This window comes from Nonomuraea sp. NPDC003560 (genome assembly GCF_042878785.1).
In the GTDB taxonomy this organism is placed as follows: Bacteria; Actinomycetota; Actinomycetes; order Streptosporangiales; family Streptosporangiaceae; genus Nonomuraea.
The window spans coordinates 266,106-291,578 of record NZ_JBIAOF010000001.1; the positions used below are offsets into that span (position 1 = coordinate 266,106).

A 25,473-nucleotide genomic window follows, 5' to 3' on the forward strand; every position below is an offset into this window, starting at 1 on the left:
ACGCTGCGCTTAGGGTTTGACTGATCGCCGGCCCCCTCGGGGTGGCCGACATCCAAGGTCAGAGGCTTGTGCGGCCCCCCTCGGCCTGCCTCGTGCGGACGGTTGCGCGTGCGGGGCCGGGCGGGTCGTCAGGGACGGTCCGGCGCCGGAGCCGCGATATGCTCGTACTGGTGTTCGATAAGCTGCCTGCCTCTGGGGGAGTGTCGTGGTTGTCACCAAGGAAGCCGGATGGGTGGGCTTGAGCTGGGATGACTGGTCCGATCTGAGCGAGATCCGCGCCCGCCTCGACTCCGGCGCCGATCCGCATGCCGACCTGTGGCACGAGGGGCCGCCCCTCCACCTCGCGGCCGAGTACGGCTCGCCCGAGGTGGTCGCCGAGCTGGCCCGCCGGGTCGGCGACGTCGACGCCGCGTACGAGGGGCACAGCGCGCTCTGGCGGGCCGTGTTCGCCCACCAGAGGGACAACGCGCTCGCCCTGGTCGCCGCCGGGGCCGATCCGTGGCGGCCGATGACGGGCGGCTGGTCGCCCGGGCGGCTCAGCCTGGCCGGTCCCAACCCGGGCCTGTTCTTCCCCTTCCCGCGCGACAAGCCCACGCTCTCGGAGGCGGAGAACGCCGCCGTCGTGGAGGCCGAGCGGCTGATCGAGGCCCTGGGCGACTTCGAGTACGACGGGCTGGGGCTGGTGTGCGTCGCGGGCGTCAGCGCGGCGGAGGCCGCGCGGCGGCTCGGGGCGACGGTGGCCGAGGGAGCCGGGATCGACGGGGTCCTCGACGAGCCGTACCCGGGCGAGCGGAACGGCCTGGTGGGAGCCACCGACGTGCCGGGCGGATGCGTGATCAGTCGGCGCCGGGGTGCCGAGGTGACCAGCGCCGACGTCATCAACCGCCTGTCGGCAGGGACCGTCTGCTACGCGATGTACGCCGATCCGAAGGGCGGCAACCAGGGCTACAGCTCGCGGGACGGTGTCGTCGAGGAGTGGGACGCGTGTCCGGGCGGCGGCTGGGTGTCGCCGGACAGCTCGGCGGACGAGGTGCTGAACGCCTTCCTCTACCAGGGGGAGGGGGTGGCGTACTGCTGCGCGTACACGGGGTTGCGGCTCACCGACGCCCGGCCCGTCCTGGGGCCGCCCGACATCTGGCTGCACCTTCCGCCTCGCGGCTGACGCCGGTCGGCCGGTACGTGCTGCTCCGGACTCAGGGCATGGCGGCCGAGGCCGCGCCCAGCACGGCCCCGTGTGCGCCCAGGGTCGAGAGCCGGACGGGGATGGAGTCGAGGCCGCGGGGCGCGTACCGGCGGATCGTCTCGAACAGGGGGACGGTCAGGAGCTCGCCGAGGCCGGTGACGCCGCCGCCCAGGACGATCACGTCCGGGTCCAGGAGGGTGGCGGCGGAGGCGATCGAACGGCCGAGGATGACGGCGGCCTCGTGGATCACCTCGTGGGCCAGGAGGTCGGCGGTTTCCGGCCCAGCCTGCTGTCCGGTGGCCCTCAGGGGGTTCCGTGGGCCGGGGGTTTCGGCCGGGTGTCGCAGGGCGGGGGGCTCGGCGTTGTGTCGGGTTGTGGAGAGGGATTTGAGGTCGGGGGCGGTGCCGCCGCGGGCGTGGTAGGCCGACAGGATCGCCGGGCCTGACGCGTACGCCTCCAGGTGCCCCGTCGCGCCGCAGGGGCACGGGCGGTCGGCGTCGGCGTTCGGGGGCAGGACGGCGGGGGTGTGGCCGAGGGAGCCCGCCATGCCGTTGCGGCCACGCAGGAGTTCGCCGTCCCGTACGAGTGCGCCGCCGACGCCGGTGCCGATCGTGAGGACCAGGGCCAGGCGGCTGCCCCGGGCCGCGCCGTGCCGGGCCTCGCCGAGCGCCCAGGCGTGGACGTCGTTGAGCACGGTGACGGGCAGGCCGAGCCGTTGGGTGAAGGCGGTGGCCAGGTCGGTGCCTCGCCAGCCGGGCAGGGCGTCGGTGGCGTGCGTGACCACGCCGTTGTCGTCGATCGTCCCGGCGCTGCCGACTCCGCAGGCGATGACGTCCATTCCGGCGGCGCGTGCCTGGGTGAGCCGGTCTTCGGCCAGCTCCAGCGCAGCGGCCAGCACCGCGGCGGCACCGCGTCCGGCAGGTGTGGGGACGCGGGCGGGGAGGTGGATCTCCGTCTCACCCCCGGTGGCCAAGGCTGGGATCAGGGCGGCGGCGGTCTTGGTGCCGCCGATGTCGATGCCGAGCACGGCGGGGATGCCGTTCGTGCGGTGTCGCACGGTGGGGTTGCTGGTGGCGGGGCGCCGCACGATGGGGGCGCTGTTCAGCTGGGTGTGTACCGCCGGGGTGCTGTCTGGGAGGGGTCTCACGGCGCTGTTCGGGCGGGGGTGTTCGGCTGGGGTGCTGTCTGTGGGGAGCTGCGCGGCCCTGTTCGGGTGCGGGTGTACGTCTGTGGGGAACTGCGCGGTGTTGTTCTGGTGCGGGCGTTCAGCTGAGGGGAGTGGTGCGGTGCTGTTCGGGTGGGGGTGTTCGGTTGGACGGACTTGCGTGGTGCTGTTCGGCGAGGCGGTGCGGGTGGCGGCTGGGCGGCGTTGTGAGGGGAGCATGGGGGCGTCGGTGTGATGAGGGTGGACGCGGGATGGGGTGGGGGTCACCGGCTTGCCCTGGGGGTGGCTGCGGTGAGGTGGCGGGTGAGGGCGAGGGGGTCGGTGATGGCGGCGCCGATCACGACCGACCAGGCGCCTCGGGCGAACGCCTCCGCCACGTGGGCGTCGGTGCGGAGCCGGCCCTCGGCGACCGTACGGACCCCGAGGGCGGCGAGTTCTCCGACCAGATCGAGGTCGGGCTCATGGGGGAGCCCCGGCCGAGGGGCGGCCCCGGTCCCTGGGCGGGAGGTGGAGTCAGCGGCGGCTCTCAGGGGCGCGGCGGGATCAGTGGTGGTGGAACTCCGGGTGACGGCGGGGTCGGTGGGGGAGCTCCGGGTGACGGCGGGGTCGGTGGTGGTGGAACTCGGAGCCGGGACGGTATCTCGGGCGGTGGGGGTTGGGGTGGCGGCGGGGTTGCCCACAGGGGCGGGGGTGCTGTCGAGGGTGGGGGCGGGGGCGGTGTAGGGGGTGTAGCCGGAGAGGGTGGTGGAGATCAGGGCTGCGCCTCGGCTCCAGGCCAGCAGTCCTTCCTCAGCTGTCGAGACGTCCGCCATGACGGGTACGCCCAGCTCCTTCCATACCCGTTCGACCAGGGACGGCAGGTCGCCCGCCTCCGGTTCGGCCTCCGCCGTCACCTCCAGGGCCACCACGTCGGCGCCGGCTCGTACCAGGGCTTCGCACAGGGCGAAGGTGGGGGTGATCAGGGGGCGGGCGTGGGGGCGAGGCACCTTGGCCAGGCCGATCAGGGGCAGGCCGGTGACGGCCTTGACCGCGCGGACGTCCTCGGGGCCGTTCACGCGCAGGCCGGCCGCGCCGCCGAGTTCGGCGCAGCGGGCGAGGAGCGCGATGGTGCGCGGGTCGCGGAGGGGGTGGCCCTCGGGGGCCTGGCAGCTCACGACCAGGCCGCCTTCGATCGCGGTCACCACATCCATTTGGTACAGCCCAATCTTCCGGCATAGAGGCAGTAACCCACCTCACTTGCCCGATTGGTATAGCCCAATTACGATCGGAGCGTCAAGAGCACCCCCTGACCGAGGACGACCACCCGTGACGAAGATCGGCCGGCTCACAGACCATCTGCTCACGCTCATCGAGACCGAGCTGAAGCCGGGCGAACGGCTGCCCGCCGAGCGCGATCTCGCCGAGGAGTTCGGGGTCAGCAGGCTGACCGTGCGGCGGGCGGTCGACCGGCTGGAGACGGACCAGAGGGTCTACCGCGTCCAAGGGGCGGGGACGTTCGTCGCGCACCGGAGCATCGCCAAGACGATCGAGCTGACGTCGTTCAGCGAGGACATGCGGGGGCGGGGGCTGGAGCCGGGGTCGCGGCTGCTGGAGGCGGCCGAGGTGCCCGCCGGGGCGCGGGTGGGGCAGGCGCTCGGCATCAGCCCGGCGGACGCGGTCGTGCGGCTGTGCCGGGTGCGTACGGCCAACGGTTCGCCGATGTGCCTGGAGCGTGCCCACGTGCCGGCCGCGTTCGTGCCCGGTCTGCTCGACCGGCCGCTCGGCGGGTCGCTGTACGAGGTGCTGGCGGGGGCGTACCGGATCAGGCTGGAGCGGGCCGAGCAGTCGATCAGGGCGACGGTGCTGGAGCCGGAGGAGGCGGAGCTGCTGGAGGCGGCGCCCCTGGCGCCGGCGCTGCTGGTCGAACGGGTGGCCTACGACCAGCGGGGAAGGGCGGTCGAGGCGGCCAAGTCGATCTACCGTGGCGACCGCTACTCCTACGAGATCGCGATCCGGCGGTGACGGCCGGCCGGGGGCGAAGGGGGCTTGCCGGAGGCGACGGGTGGGGTAGACGACGGAAGGACGGGATTGTCCTCAAAGAGGTCGATCCGAGTGTTTGGCCATGCGATGGAGAGGTCGATCGGAGTGCTCGACCATGCGTCAGAGAGGTCGATCGGGGTGTTCGGCCGTGCGATGGAGTGACATGTCGGGCCGGCGGCGGGCGGTGCTGCTCGGGCTCGGTTCGGCGGAGCTGGCGCTCACCGGGGCCGCCGCCGTGGATCTGTGGCGCCGGCCGCAGCGGGAGATCCACGGCTGGAAGGGCGTCTGGTGGCTGGGCATCTTCGTGCAGCCATTCGGGCCGATCGCCTACCTGGCGTACGGCAGGCGAAGGGGCCGCGGGCGCTGACGCGAGCCACCCCTGACGCGAGCCACCCCTGACGCGAGCGTCGAAGCTCCCGTGCCGCCGGGCGGTGAAGCCGCGCGTAAGCGGGGGAAGCCACGCGTCAGCAAGGGAGGGAGGCCGCGCGTCAGCGGGCGGTGAAGCCGCCGTAGCCGTTGGGGTTCATGGTCGCGTGCGGACAGAAGCCGCCGTAGCCGTTGGTGTTCATCCGCGGGTGTCCACCCAGACGCTCACCGTGGTGTGCGGCGTGATCCCGGTGTAGGAGGTCTGCCCGGCCGGCACCCACGGGCCCTCGATCGGGATCAGGCCGACCTCGGGCAGGAAGTGGCGCTGGATCACGTGGATGCGGTGCTCGCCGGTGCCGCTCGGGCAGTAGCTGGTGGCCCAGCGTTCGGCCTGGTTGAGCTGGTACGTGCAGCCGGTGGGCGCGGCGGAGGCGGCCGGGGCGCCCAGCAGGACCAGGCCCGTGGCCAGGGCGGCGCAGCCGGCGGTCCGTCTTCTCGCGTTCATGCGGGGCTCCTCGAAGGTGTGCGCGCGGCGAGAAATTGCTTAGGAAAGTTTCCTAAACATTAGAGCCCGGGAAGCCGTACCGTCAACGGGTCACCACCTGTCGTGAACCTGCGGCCTGATCAGCTCGTCGTAGACGGCCCGTACGGCCTCCAGCGTCTTCTCCGGAAGCGGCTCCAGGTCGGCCGCGGTCGCGTTGGACCGCGCCTGGCCGGGGTTGCGCGCGCCGGGGATGACGACCGAGACGCCGGGCTGGTCGAGGATCCAGCGCAGCGCGAACTGGGCCATGGACGCCCCCTCCGGCACCAGCTCGGCCAGCCGCCGCACCGCCTCCAGGCCGGTGGCGAAGTCCACGCCGGAGAAGGTCTCGCCGACGTCGAACGACTCGCCGTGCCGGTTGTAGGTGCGATGGTCGTCGGGGGCGAACACGGTGTGCTCGTCGTAGCGGCCCGACAGCAGGCCGCTGGCCAGCGGGACGCGGGCGATGACGCCCACCCCGGCCGCGCGGGCGGCGGGCAGCACCCGCTCCAGCGGCTTGAGCCGGAACGCGTTGAGGATGATCTGCACGGTCGCCACGCCGGGCCTGGCGATGGCGGTCAGCGCCTCCTCGCAGGTCTCCACGCTGACGCCGTACGCCGCGATCTTCTGCTCGGCGACCAGCGTGTCCAGGGCGTCGAAGACCGCGTCGGAGGAGTACACCGGGGTGGGCGGGCAGTGGAGCTGGACCAGGTCGAGGGTGTCCACGCCGAGGTTGCGCCGAGAGCGCTCGTTCCAGGCGCGGAAGTTGTCCATCACGTAGTTGGCCGGCACCTGCGCCATCCGGCGGCCCATCTTGGTGGCCACGGTGAGCCCGGGATGCGCCTTGGCGAAGCGGCCGACGATCTGCTCGCTGCGGCCGTCGCCGTAGACGTCGGCGGTGTCGACGAACGTGACGCCCGCCGCCACGGCCGCCTCCAGGGTGGCGAACGCCTCGTCCTCGCTCACCTCGCCCCAGTCGGCACCGAGCTGCCAGGCGCCGAGGCCCACGACGCCGACCTGGCGTCCCGTACGTCCGAGTGTGCGGTGTTCCATGCTGTTTGTCCGTTCGTCTGGTTCCTGCGACCAGTGTTCCGGACGAAAGGTACGGGCGCGCCGCGGGGGCACGCCCGTACCGCCATCATCGGGGCCGGGAGCTGCACCGCACGCCCGTACGGCCGTCATCGGGGCCGGTAGCTGCACCGCACGCCCGTGTGCACGGTGGCCCGCAGCTCGTCCCCCAGTGCCTGGTCGGCCGACGAGACGCGGGAGATCGCCCGCCGGATCGCCTTGCCCACCGCGATCCGCGCGCGTTCCTCCGTGCCGGTGAACGGCCGCGCCCGCCCGCCGATCCCGGTCGCCGCCGACAGCTCGGCCACCAGCCACTCGCGCTCCAGCCGCAGCGCGGCGGCCCGTTCGAGGTCGTTCATCGCCTCCAGTTCGTCGATGTCGGCCTGCAACTGGGTCAGCCGCTGCCGGTAGGTCTCCCTGGCCAGGTCGTCCAGCACCGGCTGCGCCGAGGCCGGCTCGCTGTCCTGCGCCGGCGCGCCCGCGGCCAGGTCGGCGGCCAGGATCTCGCGCCCCGGGTTGGCGATCAGGGTCGCCAGGTGCTGCATGCCGACGCTGTGCTCGACGACCACCAGCCGCCCGCCGTGCTCGACCTGCCAGTGCCGTCCGTGCCTGCGCAGCCGGAACGCCCCGTGCGCCGCGCCCGCCCTGCCGACCACGGCGGGCAGCACCATGCCGAGCTCCCTGGCCTCCTGCGCGGCGGCGTTCTGGGCGGCCCGCGCCGCCTTGTCGTGCGGCCCGTCGCGCAGCGCGAGCGTCTGGCCGAGCCGCCAGCGCGACAGCGTCGCGGCGGGCCAGTGGCCGAGCGCGAGACTGGCCCGGACGGCCTCCGCCAGGTGCCCGGCGGCGCGGTCCACGTCGCCGGTCGTGAGCGCGGCCATGCCCAGGCTGTGCTGCACCGAGCCCAGGCAGAGCACGCCCAGGCTGGCCACCACCGGCAGAGCCGCGAACGGCAGCAGCAGCGCGTACGCCTCGGCGGCGGCGCCGGCGTCCTGGAGCAGGTGGGCGGTCTCGACGACGCAGTACATCGAGAACAGCCACGTGCTCGACCTCGGCAGGTCGGCCAGGTCCCGGCCGCGCAGCCGGGCCAGGTGGCCGGCCGCCGCCCTGCGGTCGCCCGAGGTGGCCGCGGCCAGCGCGAGGCCGGCCAGGTAGGAGTTGTCGATCGGGCTGAGCGTGGGCGAGCTGACCAGGTTGGCCACCGTCGGCAGCAGCTCGGCGATGCGTCCCTGGTACCAGCGGATGGCGGCGATCTGGCCGCCGTACCAGCCGGTGGCGTCCATGTCGCCGGCCTGGACGCCGCGCTCGAAGCAGTCGCCGGCCATCTTCTCCGCCTGCTCGAACCGGCCCGCCCGGATGGCCAGCATCACCCTGATCACGTCGGTCACGAACCCGACGGCCAGGTGGTCGTGCTCGGCCAGCAGGCCCCGCAGCTCCTCCAGGCAGCGTCCGGCGTGCGGGTCGGCCGCCAGGTAGAGGTCGACCGTCCGCCACAGCAGGCCCATCAGCAGGTCGCCCCTGCGCCGGGTGACCGCCGCCTGGCCGATCAGCTCCCTGGCCAGCTCCAAGCGGGCCGGCCCGTGCTCCGGCCCGAGCAGGCAGTGGTGGGCCAGGCTCAGCGCCTCGGCCAGCGCCGCCGGATCGCCCGCGCTCCTGGCCCGCGCGACGAGCCGGAGGATCTCCTCGTGGCCGCCCGCGCTGTAGTCCTCCTCCCCGGTCATCCTGATCCGCAGTCGCAGCGCCAGCGACGAGTGCGGATCGATCAGCGACAACGCGTGCCGCTGACGCGCGCGCACCATCTCCGACTCCGCGCACGTGCGGTGCTCCTGCACCCACACCCCGCCCAGGCCGAGCGCCGCCCTGGCCAGGGCGGGCACGTCGCCGCACGCCTCGGCCTGCCGGTAGGCCGATTCGAACCAGCGTCTGGCGGTCTGCAGATCCCCGTTCACGTACAAAGCGCGCTCACCGAGCACGAGCGCGAGCCTGATGTCCGGATACGGGGGCAGGCGAACCCCCAGCTCCTCTAAAACGCCCACGGTTTCCGTCCCCATTCGGTCATCCGGGCTGAGCTTCCAGACGGTCCCCCGAATACCGTTCTGCCGTAACGACGTACGGGGGCGGTGGACGGTTCAACCAAATGCGCTGGCTACCCTGTGCGCATGATTCGCCCCGCCACCCCAGCAGATGTCCCCGCCATCGTGCGCATGATCCTTGAGCTGGCCACGTACGAGAACGCCGCGCACGAGGTGCGCGTGACCGAGGAGATGCTGCGGACCTCGCTCTTCGGCGAGCGGCCCGCCGTGTTCGCGCACATCGCCGAGCAGGACGGCGAGCCCGTCGGCTTCACGATCTGGTTCCTGACCTACTCCACCTGGCGCGGCGTGCACGGCATCTACATGGAGGACCTGTACGTGCGCCCCGAGCACCGGGGCGGCGGCCACGGCCGCGCGCTGATGGCGGAACTGGCGAGGATCTGCGCCGAACGCGGCTACCAGCGCCTGGAGTGGTCGGTGCTCGACTGGAACGAGCCGTCCATCGCCTTCTACGACAAGCTCGGCGCCGTGCGGCAGGACGAGTGGCTGAAGTACCGGCTGACCGACGAGCCGCTGGAGCGGCTGTCCCGCTGAGGACGTCGGCGAAGCTGAGGACGTCGGCGAAGTGGTGTGCCGCGCAGGCCGGCCCCCCGGCGTGACCTGCGCGGCCTCCCGGTCACACTCCGACGTGCGAGCGGGACCGCTGGCCCTGCGTGCTGTCGAACATCTCGGTGCCGCGCTCTTCGAGGTCCTTGTGGGTCTCCTCGATCCGCAGCGCGACGCCGATCGCGAAGAACGTGGGCGCCCACTCGCCGATGAAGATCCCCCACCGGTCGGCCCGGTCGAGGCCCGCGCCCTCCTTGTTCTTGGAGATCATCCAGGAACAGAAGGACAGGCCGATGGACGCCAGCCCCGCGGCGTACATGTGGCCTGACTTGATGCCCATCTGGTGCAGCTTTTTGATCATTATTCCCCCCTTGCCATGAGTGCTGTTACCCCGGGGAAGACCACGTAACCAGCCAGAACTCCGTTCATTACCGGCGTGTTTCGCCGGTGACGGTTGTGCGCGCCTTGTTACCGCGGTGAATCACCCGTAACCGCCGTACCTCCGCCGGCTGCCGGAACGCGTAACGCGGCCCTCCTACCGTGGTGCTCCCGACGCCGAGCGGAGGAGAGATCGATGGCGCGCTGGATCACCGAGTGGCACCCCGACGACCCGGCCTTCTGGCAGCGGACCGGCAGGCACGTCGCCCGGCGCAACCTGGTCTTCTCCATCGTGGCCGAGCATCTGGGGTTCACCGTCTGGACCCTGTGGAGCGTCGTGGCCACCAGGATGGGGGCCTACGACTTCTCCACCGACCAGCTCTTCTGGCTCGTCGCGCTGCCGAACCTGGTCGGGGGCGTGCTGCGGGTGCCCTACACGTTCGGGCCGGGCCGGTTCGGCGGGCGCGACTTCACCGTGGCCAGCGCGGCGCTGCTGCTGGTCCCGGCCGTGCTGCTCGGGGTGGCAGTGAACGATCCCGGCACGCCGTACTGGCTGTTCCTGGTGATCGCGGCGCTGGCCGGGGTGGGCGGCGGGAACTTCGCCTCCAGCATGGCCAACATCACCTACTTCTACCCGCGCGGCAGGCAGGGGCTGGCGCTCGGGTTGAACGCGGCGGGCGGCAACGTCGGGGTCAGCTCGGTGCAGCTCGTCGTGCCGCTGGTGATCGGTTCGCTCGGGACGGCCGCCGCCGGCTGGTTCTGGATCCCGTTCATCGTGGCGGCCGCGGCCTGCGCGTGGTTCTTCATGGACAACCTGGCCGGCGCCAGGGCCGAGCCGCGCGAGCAGCTCGCGGTGGCCGGACGGGCGCAGACGTGGATCATGTCGGTCCTGTACGTCGGCACGTTCGGGTCGTTCATCGGCTACTCGACGGCGTTCCCGCTGCTGAGCAAGAGCCTGTTCCCCGAGGCGCCGTACGCGGCGGTCGCCTTCGCCGGGCCGCTGCTCGGCTCGCTGGTCAGGCCGGTGGGCGGCTGGCTGGCCGACCGGCTGGGCGGCGCGCGGGTGACGCAGTGGAACTTCGCGGCCATGGGCGCCGGGGTGCTGCTGGCCTGGGCGGCCGGCGTCGCGGGCGGCTTCTGGCTGTTCTTCCTGGCCTTCCAGCTGCTCTTCCTCACCGCGGGCATCGGCAACGGCTCGACGTACCGGATGATCCCGGCGATCTTCCACGCCAAGGCGGTCGCCGAGCGCGGCGCGGGCGCGGAGGCCCTGCTGCACGGCCGGCGCCAGGCCGCGGCGGCGATCGGCGTCATCTCGGCGGTCGGCGCGCTCGGCGGCTTCCTCGTCAACCGGGCCTTCGGCATGGCGTTCGCCGCGGCCGGCACCCCGGCCCCTGCGTTCCTGGCCTTCGCCGTCTTCTACGCCGGCTGCCTGGCGCTGACCTGGTGGTGCTACACGCGCACCGTCGGCGTCACGGTCGTCGCCAGCCTCGCCCACGCGCGGGTCTGACATGACGAAGACACACTGCCCCTACTGCGCCCTCCAGTGCGGCATGGAGATCGGCCCGGCACTGGAGATCACCCCCAGGACCGACGTCCCGGCCAACGCCCCCGGCGCGCTGTGCCAGAAGGGCTGGACGGCGGCCGAGCTGCTCACCAACGGCGAACGCCTGACCACGCCGCTCCTGCACGGCGAGCCGGTGGAGTGGGAGACCGCCCTCGACCACGTCGCCGCCCGGCTGCGCGCGATCCGCGCCGAGCACGGCCCCGACGCCGTGGCCGTGTTCGGCGGCGGCGGGCTGACCAACGAGAAGGCCTACCAGCTCGGCAAGTTCGCCAGGGTCGCGCTCGGCACCAGCCAGATCGACTACAACGGCCGCTTCTGCATGTCCTCGGCCGCCGCCGCCTCCCTCCGGGCCTTCGGCATGGACCGGGGCCTGCCGTTCCCGGTCACCGACCTGGCCGACGCCGACGTCGTGCTGCTGGCCGGCGCGAACGTGGCCGAGACCATGCCGCCGTTCGTCCGGCACCTGTCGGGGCCGCGGCTGATCGTCGTCGATCCGCGCCGCACCCCGACGGCCCGGCTCGCCTGGCTGCACCTGCAGCCCACGCCCGGCACCGACCTGGCGCTCGCCCTCGGGCTGCTGCACCTGGCGATCGCCGACGACCTCGTGGACGCGGATTACGTGGCCGCCAGGACCACCGGCTTCGACGACGTGCGCACCTCGCTGGCCGCCTGGTGGCCCGAACGCGTCGAGCGCGTCACCGGGGTGCCGGTGCACCGGATGCGGCAGGCCGTCCGCGCGCTGGCCGCCGCAGGGAACGCGTACGTGCTGACCGGGCGCGGCGCCGAGCAGCACGCCAAGGGCACCGACACCGTCACCGCGTTCATCAACCTGGCCCTGGCGCTCGGCCTGCCCGGCCGGTACGGCTCCGGCTACGGCTGCCTGACCGGCCAGGGCAACGGCCAGGGCGGCAGGGAGCACGGCCAGAAGGCCGACCAGCTCCCCGGCTACCGCCGGATCGACGACCCGGCGGCCCGCGCGCACGTGGCAGGGGTGTGGGGCGTGCGGGCCGAGGACCTGCCGGGGCCGGGGCGGACGGCGTACGAGCTGCTGGACGCGCTCGGTACTCCGCGGGGGCCGCGGGCGCTGCTGCTGTTCGGGTCCAACCCGGTGGTGTCGGCGCCCGCGTCCGGGCACGTCAGCGGCCGGATCGCCGGGCTGGACCTGCTGGTCGTGGCCGACGTGGTGCGCTCGGAGACCGCGGCCATGGCCGACGTGGTGCTCCCGGTCACCCAGTGGGCCGAGGAGAGCGGCACGATGACCAACCTGGAGGGCCGCGTCCTGCTCCGCCGCCGGGCCGTCGCGCCGCCGGAGGGCGTCCGGAGCGACCTGGACGTCATCGCCGGGCTGGCCGCCCGGCTCGGCCACCGCTTCGACACCGAGCCGGCCGCCGTCTTCGACGAGCTGTGCCGGGCCGCGGCGGGCGGCGTCGCGGACTACTCCGGCATCAGCTACGAGCGCATCGCCGCCGAGACCGGCGTCTTCTGGCCCTGCCCGGCCCAGGACCACCCCGGCACGCCCCGGCCGTTCCTGGACCGCTTCGCCCACCCGGACGGCCGCGCCCGGTTCGTCCCGGTCGAGCACCGGCCCGCGGCCGAGGAGCCCGACGCGGACTACCCGGTGTACCTGAGCACCGGCCGCGTCCTGGCCCACTACCAGAGCGGCGCCCAGACCCGCCGGATCGCGTCGCTGGTGCAAGCCGCCCCCGAGCCGTTCGTGGAGCTGCATCCCGACCTGGCCGCGCAGCTCGGCGTCGCCGCGGGCGACCTGGTGCGGGTCAGCAGCCGCAGGGGCCGGAGCAGGGCGGTGGCCAGGATCAGCGACGCCATCAGGCGCGACACCGTGTTCATGCCCTTCCACTGGGAGGGCGCCAACCGGCTCACCAACCCGGCGCTCGACCCGGTCTCCGGCATGCCGGAGTTCAAGGTCTGCGCGGTCAGGGTGGAGAGGGACTCATGAGGCTCGTCGTCGTGGGGAACGGGATGGCCGGGTCACGCCTGGTCAGCGAGGTGCGGGCGCGCGACCCGCGGATGCGGGTGACCGTGTTCGGGGCCGAGGCGGGCCCGCCGTACAACCGGGTGCTGCTGTCGGACGTGCTGGCCGGGAGCGCGCGTCCCGACCAGGTGCGCCTGGTGGACCCCTCCTGGTACGCCGCGCACGGCGTGGAGGCCGTGCCCGGCGCCGAGGTCGCCCGCATCGACCGGGACGCCAGGCACGTGGTGACCGCGGACGGGCGGCGCGAGCCGTACGACCTGCTGGTCCTGGCCACCGGCAGCCAGGCGGTCGTGCCGCCGCTGCCCGGCGTCGGGCGGGCCGTGCCGTTCCGCACGCTGGCGGACTGCGAGCGGATCATGCGGGCCGCCGGGCGGGCGCGCCGCGCGGCCGTCGTCGGCGGCGGGCTGCTCGGTATCGAGGCCGCCCGCGGCCTGGCCGGGCGCGGCCTGCCGGTCACGCTGCTGCACCTGGCCGGGCACCTGATGGAACGCCAGCTCGACGCCGAGGCGGGCCAGGTGCTCGGCGAGACCCTGGCCGGGCTCGGCGTGGCGGCCCGCACCGGCGTCAGCGCGGCCGCGGTCGAGCCGGACGGCGTCCGCCTGGCGGGCGGCGAGCTGGTCGAGGCCGACCTGGTCGTCCTGGCCTGCGGCGTGCGCCCGGTCACCGGGCTCGCCGCCGCGGCGGGGCTGGAGGTGCGGCGCGGCGTCGTCGTGGACGACGAGCTGCGCACCGGCGACCCGTCGATCTTCGCCGTCGGCGAGTGCGCCGAGCACGACGGCACGGTGTACGGCCTGGTCGCCCCCGCCTGGGAGCAGGCCGCCGTGGCGGCCGAGGTGATCACCGGCGGCAAGGCCCGTTACCGCGGCTCCCGGCTGGTCACCAGGCTCAAGGCCAGGAGCGTCGAGCTGGCCGCCATGGGCGAGACGCAGCTCGGCGAGGAGCACGCCGAGGTGGTGCGCTTCAGCCACCGCGCCCGCGGCACCTACCGCAAGCTCGTCATCCGCGACGGGCGGCTGGTGGGCGCGATCCTGCTGGGCGAGAGCGATGCCGTCGGCACCCTCACCCAGCTCTTCGACCGCGGCGGCCCGGTGCCGGGCGACCGCGCCGGCCTGCTGTTCCCGGGCCTGTCGCCGGCGCCGGTCGCGGGCAGCCCGGTGCTGATGCCGGACGCGGCCGAGGTCTGCCGGTGCAACAACGTGACCAAGGGACAGATCCGGGCGTGCTGGGAGGCCGGAGCCCGCGACGTGGCCGGGGTGGCCGCCGCCACCAGGGCCACCACCGGCTGCGGCACCTGCCGCGACGCCGTGGAGGGCATCGTCGGCTGGTTGTGCGATCAGGAAGGAGTGCCGGTATGAGGAGGATCGTCGTCGTCGGGTACGGCCCGGCCGCGCACCGCTTCGTGGAGACCCTGGCGAGCCGGGGCTTCGACGGGCGGATCACCGTCATCGGGGAGGAGCCGCGCCCGGCCTACGACCGGGTGGCGCTGACCTCGTACCTGTCGGGGGCCACCCTGGCCGACCTCACCTACCCGGTGCCCGCCGGGACCGTGACGCGGCTGGGCAGCCGGGCCGTCGCCGTCGACCGGGCGGCGCGGACGGTGACCGTCGAGGGCGGGGCCGCCGAGCCGTACGACGTGCTCGTGCTGGCGACCGGGTCGGCGCCGTTCGTGCCGCCGGTGCCAGGACGCGAGCACGCCCACGTCTACCGCACGATCGACGACCTGGACGCCATCCGGGCGGCCGCCCGGGACGCGGCCGAGGGCGTCGTGGTCGGCGGCGGCCTGCTCGGCCTGGAGGCGGCCGACGCGCTGCGGGCGCTCGGCCTGAGGGCGCACATCGTCGAGATGAGCCCCTGGCTGATGCCCCGCCAGGTGGACGAGGGCGGCGGCGCGGTGCTCAAGGGCCACATCGAGGCCCTCGGGCTCGGCGTGCACGCCGGGTCGGGCGTCCAGGAGGTCGTCACCGGGCCGGACGGCCGGGTCGCCGGGGTGCGCACGCCGTCCGGCACGCTGATCGAGGGCCAGGTCGTGGTGTTCTCGGCGGGCGTCAGGCCGCGCGACGAGCTGGCCAGGGCGTGCGGGCTGGAGGTGGGGGAGCGGGGCGGCGTCGTGGTCGACGACGGCATGCGCACCGCCGACCCGTCGGTCTACGCGATCGGCGAGTGCGCGCTGGCCGGCGGCGCGGTTCACGGTTTGGTCGGGCCGTGCAACACGATGGCCGAGGTGGCCGCCGACCGGATCATGGGCGGGACGTCGTCGTTCGCGGGCGGGGACACCTCCACGAAGCTGAAGCTGCTCGGCGTCGAGGTCGCCCAGTTCGGCGCGATGGACGGCGCCCTCGACGTCACCTACATGGACCCGGTCGCCGGGGTCTACAAGAAGCTGTTCATCAGCGACGACGCCCGCACGCTGCTCGGCGGCATCTGCGTGGGGGACGCCGGGCCGTACGCGGCGCTGCGGCCGTTCGTCGGCAAGCCGTTGCCGGCGCCGCCCTCCGACCTGCTGTTCAGCGGCTCCGGGGCGCCGCTCGACCTGCCCGGCGACGCGCAGGTCTGCTCCTGCAACAACGTGTGCGCGGGGGACGTCCGGCACGCCGTCGCCGAGCTGGGCGTGACCGACGTGCCCGGCCTCAAGGCGTGCACGCGGGCCGGCACCACGTGCGGGAGCTGCGTGCCGATGCTCAGGCAGCTCCTGGAGGAGTCGGGGGTCGAGGTCGGCAGGTCGCTGTGCGAGCACTTCGCGTACTCGCGGGCCGAGCTGTTCGACATCGTCCGGGTGCGGAAGATCACGACGTTCTCCCGGCTCATCGCCGAGCACGGGCAGGGGCGCGGCTGCGACGTCTGCAAGCCCGCGGTGGCCTCGATCCTGGCCTCGCTGCACAACGGGCACGTGCTGGACGGCGAGCGGGCCGCGTTGCAGGACACCAACGACGCCTTCCTCGCCAACATCCAGAAGAACGGCACGTACTCGGTCGTCCCGCGTATCCCGGGCGGCGAGATCACGCCGGACAAGCTCATCGTGATCGGCGAGGTCGCCCGCGACTTCGGGCTCTACACCAAGATCACCGGCGGCCAGCGCATCGACCTGTTCGGTGCCCGGGTCGAACAGCTCCCGGAGATCTGGCGACGGCTGGTGGACGCCGGCTTCGAGTCCGGCCACGCCTACGGCAAGGCGCTGCGCACGGTGAAGTCGTGCGTGGGCTCCACCTGGTGCCGCTACGGCGTCCAGGACTCCGTCGGCCTGGCCATCGCCCTGGAGCTGCGCTACCGCGGCCTGCGCTCGCCGCACAAGCTCAAGTCGGCCGTGTCCGGCTGCGCCCGCGAGTGCGCCGAGGCCAGGTCGAAGGACTTCGGCGTCATCGCCACCGAGCAGGGCTGGAACCTGTACGTCGGCGGCAACGGCGGCTTCCGGCCCCGCCACGCCGACCTGCTGGCCACCGACCTGAGCACCGGCGACCTGATCAGGACCGTCGACCGGTTCCTGATGTTCTACGTCCGCACCGCCGACCGGCTGCAGCGCACCGCCGCCTGGCTGGAGTCGCTGGACGGCGGCCTCGACCATCTCCGGAAGGTGATCATGGAAGACTCGCTCGGCATCTGCGCCGACCTCGACGCCCAGATGGAACAGCACGTCGCCACCTACGCCGACGAGTGGGCGGCGACCCTGGACGACCCGGAGAAGCTGGGCAGGTTCGTCAGCTTCGTCAACGCCCCCGGCGTGCCCGACCCGTCGATCGTGTTCGCCTCCGAGCGCGGCCAGATCAGGCCGGTGATGGCCCGATGAGCTGGACCCCGGTCTGCGAGTACGCGGCCCTGCCGCCGGAGCGCGGCGTCTGCGCGCTGGTCGGCGACCGGCAGGTGGCGCTGTTCCGCACCTACGAGGGGCACGTGCACGCCCTGGACAACCTCGACCCGTTCAGCGGCGCGTACGTGCTCTCCCGCGGCATCGTCGGCACCAGGCGGGGCGAGCCCACCGTGGCCTCGCCGCTGCACAAGCAGGTCTTCTCGCTGGTGTCGGGGGCGTGCCTGGACGAGGAGGCCGTCCAGGTGCCCGTCTACGCCGTGCGGGTGGCGGCCGGGCGGGTGGAGGTGAGCGTTTAGCCGATCAGAGCAGGGGCATTGACCTGCTGAAACACGGGGGACAGGAGGTGCGCCGTGGCCTACGACGCCTCCGCCTACGGGCGCGGGATCGCCGACATCTACGACGCCACGGTGACGGAGCTGCCGACCGGCGCGGCCGTCGAGCGGCTGGCGACGCTGGCCGAGGGCGGCCCCGTGCTGGAGTTCGGCATCGGCACCGGGCGGCTGGCGCTCCCGCTCGCCGCCCGCGGCCTGTCCGTCGCCGGGATCGACGCCTCGCCGGAGATGACCCGCGAGCTGCGCGCCAAACCCGGCGGCGCGGCCGTCCCCGTGACGGTGGGCGACTTCTCCACCATGCGGGTCGAGGGCTCGTACGCGCTGGTGGTGCTCGCGATCAACACGATCTTCGCCCTGCCCACCCAGGAGGCGCAGGTCAACTGCTTCGCCAACGCGGCCCGGCACCTGCGCGGCGGCGGGCGGTTCGTGGTCGAGGCGTGGGTGCCCGACCCGGCCGCCTTCCGCGACGGCTCGGCGCTGCGGCTGCTGTCGCTGGCCGAGGACGCCGTCCTCATCGAGGCGGCCAGGCTCGCCCCGGCCACCCAGCACATGCGCACCACCCGCGTACGGCTGACCGGCGAGGGCGTGCGGCTGCTGCCCGCCAACCACCGCTACGCCTGGCCCGCCGAGCTCGACCTGATGGCCAGGCTGGCCGGGATGGCCCTGGAACACCGCTGGGCCGACTGGATCGGCACCCCGTTCACCGACGAGAGCCGCGCGCACGTCTCCGTCTACCGCAAGGCCGCCTGATGCGCCTGCCGCCCGCGCGTGGCCCGCTCACCGACCTGCTCTTCGACCGGCTCGCCCGGCCGCCCGCGACGCTGCCCGACGCCCCCGGCCCCGACGGCGAGGAGGATCTCCAGCTCGCCCTGTTCGCCTGCTACGAGCTGCACTACCAGGGCTTCGACGAGGTGGACGACCGCTGGGAGTGGGAGCCGTCGCTGCTGCGCCTGCGCGGCCTGCTGGAGGACCGGTTCGAGCGGGAGCTGGCCGGGGCCGTGCCGCGTCCCGGGCCGGTGCCGCCCGGCGAGGTGCGGCGCGCGCTCACCGCGCTGACCGCCGAGGACGAGGACGGCCCGTCGGTCTCGCTGCACCTCCAGCGCGAGGCCGGCATCGACGCCTTCCGCGAGTTCGTGATCCACCGCTCGATCTACCACCTGAAGGAGGCCGACCCGCACACCTGGGCGATCCCGCGCCTGCGCGGCCGGCCCAAGGCGGCGCTGGTGGAGATCCAGGCCGACGAGTACGGCGGCGGCCGGCCCGAGCGCATGCACTGCGAGCTGTTCGGCCACACCATGCGCGGCCTCGGCCTCGACGACTCCTACGGCGCGTACCTGCCGCGGGTCCCCGCGGTCACCCTGGCCGTCAGCAACGCCATGTCGCTGTTCGGGCTGCACCGGCGGCTGCGCGGCGCGCTGGTCGGCCACCTGGCCGCGATCGAGATGACCTCGTCGCTGCCCAACCGCCGCTACGCCGCGGGCCTGCGCCGGCTCGGCGGCGACGCGGCGGCGGCCCGGTTCTACGAGGAGCACGTGCAGGCCGACGCCGTGCACGAGCAGATCGCCGCGGCCGACCTGTGCGGCGGGTTCGCCGCCGCCTTCCCCGCCCTGACCGGCGACGTCCTGTACGGCGCGGCCTGCGCCCTGGCCCTCGAACGCCGCTGGGCCGAGCACGTCATGGGCCGCTGGGAACGCGGCGCGTCCTCGCTGCTCGGCCAGGAGGTGCCCGCGTGATCGACCTGGACTACGTGATCCCGCTGCGCTGGCAGGACGACTCCGGCCTCGACGAGCTGACCGAGTACCTGCGCGCCCTCGCGCCGCACGTACGCGTGACCGTGGTCGACGGCAGCCGGCCCGAGCTGTACGCCCGCCACGCCCGCCGCTGGCGCTGCCTGATCCGGCACGTCAGCCCGGCGGCCGGCCTGTCCTTCGCCAACGGCAAGGTCAACGGCGTGACGACCGGGCTGCGGCTGGCCGAGGGCGACCGGGTCGTGATCGCCGACGACGACGTGCGCTACGACCTGCCCGCGCTGGCCGAGATGCACGCCCTGCTCGCCCGCGCCGAGCTGGTCAGGCCGCAGAACTACTTCGACCCCGCCCCCTGGCACGCCCGCTGGGACACTGCCCGCACCCTGCTCAACCGCGCGTTCGGCGCCGACTACCCGGGCACGTTCGGCGTCCGGCGGTCGTTCTTCCTGGCCATGGGCGGCTACGACGGCGACGTGCTGTTCGAGAACCTGGAGCTCGTCCGCACCGTGCGCGCCCACGGCGGGCGCGAGCTGCGCCCGCCCGGCCTGTACGTCCGGAGGCTGCCGTGCGACGCGCGGCGGTTCTGGTCGCAGCGGGTCCGGCAGGCCTACGACGACCTCGCCCAGCCGGTGCGGCTGGCGTCCTTCCTGGCGGTGCTGCCCGCGCTCGCGCTGGTGCGCCGTCCGCTGCCGCTGCTGGCCTCCGCCGGGGCGGCCGTCGCGCTGGCCGAGGCCGGGCGGCGGCGGGCCGGCGGGCGGCGGGTCTTCCCGGCCGGCGCCTCGCTGTTCGCGCCGGTGTGGGTGCTGGAGCGGGCGGTGTGCTCCTGGCTGGCGGTGGGGGCGGCCTGCGCGGGCGGCGTGCCGTACGCGGGGGGACGGCTCGCGCGGGCCGCCCACTCGGCGCGGTGGCTGCGCGCGCGGGCTCAGGAGTCGGCCGGCGGGTCGGGCTCGCTCGACGCCCGGAAGCCGACGGACTTGTGGGAGCCGTCGCAGAACGGCTTGGTCGACGATCGGCCGCACCGGCACAGCGCGACCGTGGCCCTTCCCGGGTCGATCGGCTCGCCGTCCTGAGTCAGCAGCTCGAAGGGGCCTCTGATCAGCAGCGGGCCGTCCTCGCAGGGCGTGACGGTGGTCGTCGGCTCGTCCATCGTCGTCACCTGCCCCGCCGGCCGGCCCTCTCACCTGCGAGGACGTCGCTAGAGCGTCTCCACGGGCGGGTAGACGTGCGGGGTGGGGTGGGCCGCGGGAAGGACGCACCGCCGCCCGGACCGGACGCTGGCACAGCGCTCGGCGTCCTCACGCTGGGGCAGTGGTTCCGGATTCGCCTGTGTTGGCCGCACTGGAGGGACGCTATAGGCGGCCCCCACCCGCCCGGTCTCGGGGCGGCAACGATCACAGCTCTGACCGGTCTCACCAATGACAGTGAAGCGTTACCGTGAGTAATGCCGACATGAGGTAAAGGGGTCGTGCGGAGTGCCTAAACCGGGCATTCGGGGACGACCGGCGAGGGCATCAACCCGGCCATGAGCAAGATTTCTGAGCGCAGGGCACTCCTGCTGGCCGCGATCGTTCCCGTCGTCCTGGTCGCGGGCTGCTCCGCGGGGAGCAACACGCAGGCGATGAAGGGGGAGGCCAGCCCGGCCACGCCGACCGAGACCATGATGACGCCCACCGAGACCGGCATGGAGTCGCCGACCACGACCGAGACCATGACCGAGACCGCCACGCCGACCGGCACCATGACGGCGGCCACCCAGCCGCGCGCCGCCGTCCAGAACTACTTCGACGCCCTGAAGTCCGGCAACGTGGACGCGGTCGTGAAGACGTTCACCAGCGACGCCGTGGTGGCCTTCGACGGGCAGGCCACGGCCACGGGCTCGCAGGCCGTCCGCAGCCTCTACGAGAAGCTGCTCAAGGACGGCGCCGACCTGAAGTCGGCCACGCACACCATCGACGAGACGCGGAACGCGGGCACCCAGGACGCCTTCGCGCGCTCGACCAGCAAGCAGGGCGACACCACCTACCGCGAGCTCTTCATGCTCTCGCACCAGGGCGGCCAGTGGCTGATCTCGCGCTTCATGAACAACCAGGGCGGCTGACCGGCCCCGCTCCGAAATACGGTAGGGGGGTACCGTGTTGCGGTCGGTGTAGCGAGCGAGAGGACCGGGAGATGGCCGGGTACACCGACGGCAAGCAGGACCACCTCCGGCGGCTGCGCCGGATCGAGGGCCAGGCGCGGGGCATCCAGCGCATGGTCGAGGACGACAAGTACTGCATCGACATCCTGACGCAGGTCTCGGCGACGACGAGCGCGTTGCAGTCGTTCGCGTTGTCGCTGCTGGAGGAGCACATGGCGCACTGTGTGGTCGAGGCGGCGCGCAAGGGCGGGGCCGAGGCGGAGGCCAAGGTCAAGGAGGCGGCCGACGCCATCGCCCGCCTCGTCCGGTCGTGACGGATCCACGCGGGGCGCGCGGGCGGGTTAGCGTGGAGGACGTGCAGGACCTGACGCGGTTCCAGAACCCCCGCTTCGCCCAGGCGTACGAGCGGATGAGCGCCGAGTCGGAGCGGCGGGGCGCGGCCGAACACCGGCGGCGCCTGCTGGCCGGGCTGGCCGGGCGGGTGCTGGAGGTCGGCGCGGGCAACGGGCTGAACTTCGCGCACTACCCGGCGGGGGTGCGCGAGGTGGTCGCCGTCGAGCCGGAGGACCGGCTGCGGCGGCTGGCCGGCCGGGCCGCGGCCGGCGCGCCGGTGCCCGTGAGCGTGGTCGCCGGGCACGCCGCGGACCTGCGGTTCGCCGACGCCTCCTTCGACGCCGTGGTGCTCTCGCTGGTGTTGTGCTCGGTGCCCGACCAGCGCGCGGTGCTCGGCGAGGTGTCCCGGGTGCTCAGGCCCGGCGGCGAGGTGCGGTTCTACGAGCACGTGCGCTCCTCGCGCGCCGCCGGCGCGCTGGTGCAGGACCTCGTGACGCCGCTGTGGCGGCGGATGGCCGGCGGGTGCCGCCTCAACCGTGACACCGAGCGCGCCCTGATCGACAGCGGGCTGGTGGTCGAGGAGCGCGAACGGTTCGCCTTCCGGCCGCTGCCGTTGTCGCCGAGGTTGCCGCACATTCTCGGACGCGCCAGGAAACCGGTTTGACCGGCTGCCCGGACGGTTCTTCTCGGCCGCTGTGGCGACAAATCTGGAAAAATGGGTTTTTGTTCTGATGCGTGTTATTGCGCTGTGGTGTCACCCGGAATACGCGGAGTGATACGGCGCTGATCCACCAACGCCAGATAAACCGCGAACGCCCCCTGCGCCCACATCCCTGCCTGCTGCGCGGTCAGCCGGACCTCCTCGCCCTCGTGCGTGACGATCAGATAACCACCCGGCGCGCGGCGCCAGGCGACCAATACGTTCTCGTAAACCAGAACGTCGAGCATCGCGGTCAGATATTCGCCTCCGGTGGCGGACACGGCGTAAGCCTCCTCGCCGAATTCTCGCCCTGATTTCTTCGTGCTGACTCCATTGTGCGCGTCGCACCGGAAATTGTCGCACCCGTTCGGCGGAAAACGGCCGGCTGCCCCGCCGAGTCGCGGGCGGGAACCCGGCGGGGCCGGGCGGTGTAGGGAGGTCGGAGGTGCGTGATGAAGAGAAACGTGGCCGTACCGGCTGCTCTGGCGGCCGCCGTGCTGGTCGTCCTGGTGGCGTCCGGATGGTGGGCGGGGGCGGCGTCCGCGTCCTCGCGCGGGGGGTGGGCGGTGACCTACCTCGATCCGCCGCCGGCGGCGTTCGCGGGCGGGAGGACGTACACGCTGGGGTTCTGGGTGCTGCAGCACGGCACGCATCCCTACGCCGGCGAGCTGGACCCCGTCGGCCTGCGCCTCACCCGGGCCGACGGCAGGACCGTCACCTTCGCCGGCACCCCGCTGCCGGAGGCCGGACACTACGCCACGTCGGTGGCCGTGCCGGACGGGGTGTGGCGGGTGGAGGGCCTCCAGGGCTGGTTCGAGCCGTACGCCGTGGGGACGCTCACGGTTCCCGGGCGGCTGCTGGCCGACCCGGTGCCGCCGGACAAGGTGGCGACGTTCGGCGGCGATGGGAAGGACCCTTGGGGCGCGGTCCGGCCGCCGGGCTTCCCGCCGGGCAAGAGCACACCGGTGCCGAGCGGTGAGCCGACCGGGACGCAGGCCGGGACGCAGGCCGGGACGCAGGTCGGAGGCGGGGCCGGGGCCGCTGGGAGTGCGGCTGCGCGGGTTCCTGCCGGAGAGGCGCCGGGCGGCGGGGTTCCGGCGTACCTGCTGGTGCCCGCGGCGGTGGCCGGCGCGCTGGTGGCGCTCGTGGCGTCCCGCCTGCCGCGCCTTCGCGGCACGCCGGGACGACCGGGACCCGCGGGACGAGCGGGACGACCGGGACGACCGTCCGGCGCGCGCCGGAACGCCGCCGCCGACGACCCTCCCGACGAGGACGGCTCCACGGAGACCCTCGTCATCGGCGGTTAGCGCCGCCAGGGCAGGTCAGGCGGAGGGCTCGCGGAACTGTTCGATCATCGCCGCGTACCCGTCGCCGGCACGGCCGCCGGCCGCCGCGCGCCGCGCCAGGTCCAGGAAGAGGTCCGGCAGCTCGGTGTTGACGCCGAGCGCCCGGCTCTCCTGCGCCAGGTGCTCCATCCCGCCCAGGTGGACGGCGAGGGTGGCGTCGGCGGCCGGGTACCGGCCCTCGTCGATCTGCCGGGCGTAGGCGGAGACGTACCCGGTCGTCACGCCGATGGCGGTGGTGGCCAGGGACGCGAAGGTCGTCGCCTTGACGTTCGCGGCGCCCAGCAGGGCGGCGCCCTGGAGGAAGCCGTTCAGCACGCCCCACATGACGCTCAGGACCGACATGTCGTACAGGGCGGACAGGGCGTGGTCCTCGCCGAGATGGACGGTCCCGTCTCCGGAGAGCGCCCGCAAGGTGGGCAGGTGCTCCTCGAAGGCGGCCTCCGGGCCGGAGTACAGCACCGTGGCGTCGGCGGTGCCGATCGCCTGGGGGAGGGCGAGGATCGCCCCGTCGAGATAGACGCTCCCGATCGTGCCCGCCCACCTCGCGGTGTCGCGGGCCTGGACGGAGGTCGCCGTGGTCAGGTTGACGAGGGTGCGGCCGGCCAGCGAGGAGGCGACCGGTTCCAGCAACCCGTGCACGGCGTCGTGGTCCGAGACGCAGACGACGACGAGCGGGCTCGCCTCGACCGCGCTTGCGACGGAGCCGGCCAGGCTGGCTCCCTTGGCGACGAGGTCGCCGGCCTTGGCCGCCGAGCGGTTCCAGACGGTGGTCGGGTGACCGTTCGCCAGGAAGGCCGTGGCCAGCGCCTGGCCCATCAGCCCGAGGCCGACGACGGTGACGGGCGCCCGGGAGGCGGACGAGAGGGACATGTGGGCTCCTGTGTGGTTCGCGCGGCTTGCGCCGCGATGGATGGCGGGGCTGCGGTCCGGCGGGGGGCGGTTCAGGCGAAGAACCCGACGATGCTGCGGATGCGGCCACCGTCGAACTCCACGACGTCGTAGCCGGTGACGGCCGGGCCGAGCCGCCAGCGGAACAACGCGCGGTCATGGTGGACGCCGACCACGGCGTCGAGGATGAACCGGAGGTCGCCGAGCCCGCTCCGGACGCGGCCGATCACCTCGGACAGCTCGGCGTGCCCGCGCAGGCCCGCGTTCTCGGGATCGACGTAGAGCGAGTCCTCGGTGAGGACGGACCTCATCAGGGCCGACCGGGCGGCGGCGTCCGGCTCGTTCCAGACGTCGAGGTAGGCGTGGATCACATCGGTGGTGCTCACCTGCTGACTCCCAACACAGCGTTCGATTACTACACGCCGTTCAGTAAACAGCATGCCGTGTAAGCTGTCGACCGTGAGCGACCCCAGGACGAGCCGCCGGGACCGGCTACGCGCCCAGACCAGCGCCGAGATCAAGGCCATCGCTCTGCAGCTCATGGCCGACGGCGGCCCCGACGCCATCTCGCTGCGCGCGATCGCCCGCGAGATGGGCATGACGGCCGGTGCGATCTACAGCTACTTCCCCACCCGCGACGACCTGGTCACGACGCTCATCGGCGACGTCTACACCTCGGCCGTCGACGCGGCCGAGGCCGCCCGCGACGCGGTGCCGGAGAACGATCCGGGCGGGCGGATCCTGGCCTGGGCCCGGGCCATGCGCGAGTGGGCGCTGGCCAACCCCGAGGGCTTCCGGCTGGTCTACGGCGACCCCGTGCCGGGCTACCGTCCGCCCGGAGAAGGTCCGGGCAAGGAGGCCGAAGCGCGCGCCTGCGCCGGCATCGTCGGGCTGGTCGCCGCGGCCTGGCCGGCGGCCCGGGAGTGCGCGTCCGGGGGCGGCGCCTACACCTGGGACGACTTCGACCCCGCCCTGGTCGCCCACGTCCGGGAGGACTTCCCGGACCTGCCGCCGGCGGCCATCGCGGTGACGCTGCGGGTGTGGGGCCGCATGCACGGGCTCGTCGCCCTGGAGATCTACGGTCACCTGCGCGCCCTCGTCCACGACCCGGCCGCCGTCTACGACGACGAGATGCGCGACCTGGTCACCTCCCTCGGCCTCAAGCACTGACCCTCCGGTCGCCGACCCGGCCGCGTTCGTGCTGGTAAGGGGGGATGTCGGTCGCGGGGAAGTCGGATTCCGATTGCTACCGTGAGGGGCAGGTGATTCTGATCTTCGGGGCTCTGCGGTAGGTG

The 25,473-nt window shown here is 73.5% G+C and carries 26 protein-coding genes and 1 pseudogene; 17 read left to right on the plus strand and 10 right to left on the minus strand.

Annotated elements, in window-relative coordinates; all coding sequences use genetic code 11:
* Positions 1 to 232: 232 nt before the first annotated feature.
* Positions 233 to 1,162: an ankyrin repeat domain-containing protein gene (locus ACFYUV_RS01325; protein WP_387665273.1), complete on the plus strand. Its 930-nt coding sequence runs from the start codon at positions 233 to 235 to the stop codon at positions 1,160 to 1,162.
* A 31-nt stretch (positions 1,163 to 1,193) separates the two neighbouring features.
* Here the strand turns inward: ACFYUV_RS01325 and ACFYUV_RS01330 are convergent, their stop codons facing one another.
* Both ACFYUV_RS01330 and ACFYUV_RS01335 read right to left on the minus strand, forming a co-directional pair.
* Positions 1,194 to 2,240, minus strand: a complete 1,047-nt coding sequence (locus ACFYUV_RS01330; RefSeq protein ID WP_387663741.1) for an ROK family protein — start codon at positions 2,238 to 2,240, stop codon at positions 1,194 to 1,196.
* A 371-nt stretch (positions 2,241 to 2,611) separates the two neighbouring features.
* On the minus strand, positions 2,612 to 3,538 hold the full coding sequence (locus tag ACFYUV_RS01335; protein ID WP_387663743.1) for a hypothetical protein: 927 nt from the start codon (positions 3,536 to 3,538) through the stop codon (positions 2,612 to 2,614).
* Positions 3,539 to 3,653: 115 nt separating this feature from the next.
* Here ACFYUV_RS01335 and ACFYUV_RS01340 point away from each other — a divergent pair, with 115 nt between their 5' ends.
* Both ACFYUV_RS01340 and ACFYUV_RS01345 read left to right on the plus strand, forming a co-directional pair.
* Positions 3,654 to 4,349, plus strand: a complete 696-nt coding sequence (locus ACFYUV_RS01340; RefSeq protein WP_358284400.1) for a GntR family transcriptional regulator — start codon at positions 3,654 to 3,656, stop codon at positions 4,347 to 4,349.
* Between the two features lie 166 nt (positions 4,350 to 4,515).
* Positions 4,516 to 4,734, plus strand: a complete 219-nt coding sequence (locus tag ACFYUV_RS01345; protein ID WP_387663745.1) for a PLDc N-terminal domain-containing protein — start codon at positions 4,516 to 4,518, stop codon at positions 4,732 to 4,734.
* Positions 4,735 to 4,932: 198 nt separating this feature from the next.
* On the opposite strand, the gene ACFYUV_RS01350 is transcribed toward ACFYUV_RS01345, so the two are convergent.
* The 3 genes from ACFYUV_RS01350 to ACFYUV_RS01360 all read right to left on the minus strand — a co-directional run bounded on the left by ACFYUV_RS01350 (position 4,933) and on the right by ACFYUV_RS01360 (position 8,354).
* The gene (locus tag ACFYUV_RS01350; RefSeq protein WP_364328984.1) at positions 4,933 to 5,238 is read right to left on the minus strand and encodes a hypothetical protein; all 306 of its coding nucleotides are present in this window, start codon (positions 5,236 to 5,238) and stop codon (positions 4,933 to 4,935) included.
* Positions 5,239 to 5,328: 90 nt separating this feature from the next.
* A complete protein-coding gene (locus ACFYUV_RS01355) occupies positions 5,329 to 6,306 on the minus strand; it encodes an aldo/keto reductase (protein ID WP_387663748.1) in 978 nt (325 codons plus the stop codon).
* 125 nt (positions 6,307 to 6,431) lie between these two features.
* A complete protein-coding gene (locus ACFYUV_RS01360; protein WP_387663750.1) occupies positions 6,432 to 8,354 on the minus strand; it encodes a hypothetical protein in 1,923 nt (640 codons plus the stop codon).
* A gap of 123 nt (positions 8,355 to 8,477) precedes the next feature.
* Between ACFYUV_RS01360 and ACFYUV_RS01365 the strand changes: the two genes are divergently transcribed.
* Positions 8,478 to 8,945, plus strand: a complete 468-nt coding sequence (locus tag ACFYUV_RS01365; RefSeq protein ID WP_387663752.1) for a GNAT family N-acetyltransferase — start codon at positions 8,478 to 8,480, stop codon at positions 8,943 to 8,945.
* Between the two features lie 82 nt (positions 8,946 to 9,027).
* Here ACFYUV_RS01365 and ACFYUV_RS01370 read toward each other — a convergent pair whose 3' ends face one another.
* On the minus strand, positions 9,028 to 9,318 hold the full coding sequence (locus ACFYUV_RS01370; protein WP_352358938.1) for a hypothetical protein: 291 nt from the start codon (positions 9,316 to 9,318) through the stop codon (positions 9,028 to 9,030).
* A gap of 213 nt (positions 9,319 to 9,531) precedes the next feature.
* On the opposite strand from ACFYUV_RS01370, the gene ACFYUV_RS01375 reads away from it, so the two are divergent.
* Genes ACFYUV_RS01375 through ACFYUV_RS01410 form a run of 8 tightly spaced genes read left to right on the plus strand, consistent with a single transcriptional unit; the run spans position 9,532 to position 19,844 of the window.
* Positions 9,532 to 10,842 (plus strand): MFS transporter, encoded by a 1,311-nt coding sequence (locus ACFYUV_RS01375; RefSeq protein ID WP_387663754.1) that lies wholly within the window; start codon positions 9,532 to 9,534, stop codon positions 10,840 to 10,842.
* Between the two features lies 1 nt (position 10,843).
* Positions 10,844 to 12,856 (plus strand): molybdopterin oxidoreductase family protein, encoded by a 2,013-nt coding sequence (locus ACFYUV_RS01380; protein WP_387663756.1) that lies wholly within the window; start codon positions 10,844 to 10,846, stop codon positions 12,854 to 12,856.
* Positions 12,853 to 14,247: an FAD-dependent oxidoreductase gene (locus ACFYUV_RS01385; protein ID WP_387663758.1), complete on the plus strand. Its 1,395-nt coding sequence runs from the start codon at positions 12,853 to 12,855 to the stop codon at positions 14,245 to 14,247. The genes ACFYUV_RS01380 and ACFYUV_RS01385 overlap by 4 nt, the downstream gene beginning before the upstream one ends.
* Positions 14,244 to 16,673: a nitrite reductase large subunit NirB gene (gene nirB, locus ACFYUV_RS01390; RefSeq protein WP_387663760.1), complete on the plus strand. Its 2,430-nt coding sequence runs from the start codon at positions 14,244 to 14,246 to the stop codon at positions 16,671 to 16,673. Before ACFYUV_RS01385 ends, nirB begins: the two co-directional genes overlap by 4 nt.
* On the plus strand, positions 16,670 to 16,990 hold the full coding sequence (gene nirD, locus ACFYUV_RS01395; RefSeq protein ID WP_358284421.1) for a nitrite reductase small subunit NirD: 321 nt from the start codon (positions 16,670 to 16,672) through the stop codon (positions 16,988 to 16,990). Before nirB ends, nirD begins: the two co-directional genes overlap by 4 nt.
* A 54-nt stretch (positions 16,991 to 17,044) precedes the next feature.
* The gene (locus tag ACFYUV_RS01400; RefSeq protein ID WP_387663763.1) at positions 17,045 to 17,776 is read left to right on the plus strand and encodes a class I SAM-dependent DNA methyltransferase; all 732 of its coding nucleotides are present in this window, start codon (positions 17,045 to 17,047) and stop codon (positions 17,774 to 17,776) included.
* Positions 17,776 to 18,759: an iron-containing redox enzyme family protein gene (locus ACFYUV_RS01405; protein WP_387663765.1), complete on the plus strand. Its 984-nt coding sequence runs from the start codon at positions 17,776 to 17,778 to the stop codon at positions 18,757 to 18,759. Before ACFYUV_RS01400 ends, ACFYUV_RS01405 begins: the two co-directional genes overlap by 1 nt.
* Complete coding sequence (locus tag ACFYUV_RS01410; protein ID WP_387663767.1) at positions 18,756 to 19,844, plus strand: glycosyltransferase; 1,089 nt, start codon at positions 18,756 to 18,758, stop codon at positions 19,842 to 19,844. The genes ACFYUV_RS01405 and ACFYUV_RS01410 overlap by 4 nt, the downstream gene beginning before the upstream one ends.
* Here the strand turns inward: ACFYUV_RS01410 and ACFYUV_RS01415 are convergent.
* Positions 19,808 to 19,921, minus strand: a pseudogene (locus ACFYUV_RS01415) (hypothetical protein); the annotation flags it as partial. The gene ACFYUV_RS01410 and the pseudogene ACFYUV_RS01415 sit on opposite strands and share 37 nt — an antisense overlap.
* A gap of 375 nt (positions 19,922 to 20,296) precedes the next feature.
* Here ACFYUV_RS01415 and ACFYUV_RS01420 point away from each other — a divergent pair.
* The 3 genes from ACFYUV_RS01420 to ACFYUV_RS01430 all read left to right on the plus strand — a co-directional run bounded on the left by ACFYUV_RS01420 (position 20,297) and on the right by ACFYUV_RS01430 (position 21,908).
* Positions 20,297 to 20,872, plus strand: coding sequence for a YybH family protein (locus ACFYUV_RS01420; RefSeq protein WP_387663769.1), 576 nt, complete (start codon positions 20,297 to 20,299; stop codon positions 20,870 to 20,872).
* Positions 20,873 to 20,943: 71 nt separating this feature from the next.
* Positions 20,944 to 21,225 carry a metal-sensitive transcriptional regulator gene (locus ACFYUV_RS01425; protein WP_352322745.1) on the plus strand — a complete coding sequence of 94 codons (282 nt, stop codon included), beginning with the start codon at positions 20,944 to 20,946 and terminating at the stop codon, positions 21,223 to 21,225.
* 41 nt (positions 21,226 to 21,266) lie between these two features.
* A complete protein-coding gene (locus ACFYUV_RS01430; RefSeq protein WP_358284429.1) occupies positions 21,267 to 21,908 on the plus strand; it encodes a class I SAM-dependent methyltransferase in 642 nt (213 codons plus the stop codon).
* 74 nt (positions 21,909 to 21,982) lie between these two features.
* Here the strand turns inward: ACFYUV_RS01430 and ACFYUV_RS01435 are convergent, their stop codons facing one another.
* On the minus strand, positions 21,983 to 22,225 hold the full coding sequence (locus tag ACFYUV_RS01435) for a hypothetical protein (protein ID WP_387663771.1): 243 nt from the start codon (positions 22,223 to 22,225) through the stop codon (positions 21,983 to 21,985).
* A 171-nt stretch (positions 22,226 to 22,396) separates the two neighbouring features.
* On the opposite strand from ACFYUV_RS01435, the gene ACFYUV_RS01440 reads away from it, so the two are divergent.
* Positions 22,397 to 23,251 carry a hypothetical protein gene (locus ACFYUV_RS01440; protein ID WP_387663773.1) on the plus strand — a complete coding sequence of 285 codons (855 nt, stop codon included), beginning with the start codon at positions 22,397 to 22,399 and terminating at the stop codon, positions 23,249 to 23,251.
* Positions 23,252 to 23,266: 15 nt separating this feature from the next.
* On the opposite strand, the gene ACFYUV_RS01445 is transcribed toward ACFYUV_RS01440, so the two are convergent.
* Both ACFYUV_RS01445 and ACFYUV_RS01450 read right to left on the minus strand, forming a co-directional pair.
* Complete coding sequence (locus ACFYUV_RS01445) at positions 23,267 to 24,160, minus strand: NAD(P)-dependent oxidoreductase (RefSeq protein ID WP_387663775.1); 894 nt, start codon at positions 24,158 to 24,160, stop codon at positions 23,267 to 23,269.
* A gap of 71 nt (positions 24,161 to 24,231) precedes the next feature.
* Entirely contained in the window at positions 24,232 to 24,564 is a 333-nt protein-coding gene (locus ACFYUV_RS01450; RefSeq protein ID WP_387663777.1) for a nuclear transport factor 2 family protein, read from the minus strand.
* Positions 24,565 to 24,637: 73 nt separating this feature from the next.
* On the opposite strand from ACFYUV_RS01450, the gene ACFYUV_RS01455 reads away from it, so the two are divergent.
* The gene (locus tag ACFYUV_RS01455; protein ID WP_387663779.1) at positions 24,638 to 25,348 is read left to right on the plus strand and encodes a TetR/AcrR family transcriptional regulator; all 711 of its coding nucleotides are present in this window, start codon (positions 24,638 to 24,640) and stop codon (positions 25,346 to 25,348) included.
* Positions 25,349 to 25,473 lie beyond the last annotated feature (125 nt).

Excerpts from the sequence above, each read along its gene's own strand:
- ACFYUV_RS01335 (WP_387663743.1), bottom strand. The coding sequence starts at position 3,538 with ATGGATGTGGTGACCGCGATCGAAGGCGGCCTGGTCGTGAGCTGCCAG.
- ACFYUV_RS01350 (WP_364328984.1), bottom strand. The coding sequence starts at position 5,238 with ATGAACGCGAGAAGACGGACCGCCGGCTGCGCCGCCCTGGCCACGGGC.
- ACFYUV_RS01355 (WP_387663748.1), bottom strand. The coding sequence starts at position 6,306 with ATGGAACACCGCACACTCGGACGTACGGGACGCCAGGTCGGCGTCGTG.
- ACFYUV_RS01365 (WP_387663752.1), top strand. The coding sequence starts at position 8,478 with ATGATTCGCCCCGCCACCCCAGCAGATGTCCCCGCCATCGTGCGCATG.
- ACFYUV_RS01370 (WP_352358938.1), bottom strand. The coding sequence starts at position 9,318 with ATGATCAAAAAGCTGCACCAGATGGGCATCAAGTCAGGCCACATGTAC.
- ACFYUV_RS01375 (WP_387663754.1), top strand. The coding sequence starts at position 9,532 with ATGGCGCGCTGGATCACCGAGTGGCACCCCGACGACCCGGCCTTCTGG.
- ACFYUV_RS01380 (WP_387663756.1), top strand. The coding sequence starts at position 10,844 with ATGACGAAGACACACTGCCCCTACTGCGCCCTCCAGTGCGGCATGGAG.
- ACFYUV_RS01385 (WP_387663758.1), top strand. The coding sequence starts at position 12,853 with ATGAGGCTCGTCGTCGTGGGGAACGGGATGGCCGGGTCACGCCTGGTC.
- nirB (WP_387663760.1), top strand. The coding sequence starts at position 14,244 with ATGAGGAGGATCGTCGTCGTCGGGTACGGCCCGGCCGCGCACCGCTTC.
- nirD (WP_358284421.1), top strand. The coding sequence starts at position 16,670 with ATGAGCTGGACCCCGGTCTGCGAGTACGCGGCCCTGCCGCCGGAGCGC.
- ACFYUV_RS01405 (WP_387663765.1), top strand. The coding sequence starts at position 17,776 with ATGCGCCTGCCGCCCGCGCGTGGCCCGCTCACCGACCTGCTCTTCGAC.
- ACFYUV_RS01420 (WP_387663769.1), top strand. The coding sequence starts at position 20,297 with ATGAGCAAGATTTCTGAGCGCAGGGCACTCCTGCTGGCCGCGATCGTT.
- ACFYUV_RS01425 (WP_352322745.1), top strand. The coding sequence starts at position 20,944 with ATGGCCGGGTACACCGACGGCAAGCAGGACCACCTCCGGCGGCTGCGC.
- ACFYUV_RS01440 (WP_387663773.1), top strand. The coding sequence starts at position 22,397 with ATGAAGAGAAACGTGGCCGTACCGGCTGCTCTGGCGGCCGCCGTGCTG.
- ACFYUV_RS01445 (WP_387663775.1), bottom strand. The coding sequence starts at position 24,160 with ATGTCCCTCTCGTCCGCCTCCCGGGCGCCCGTCACCGTCGTCGGCCTC.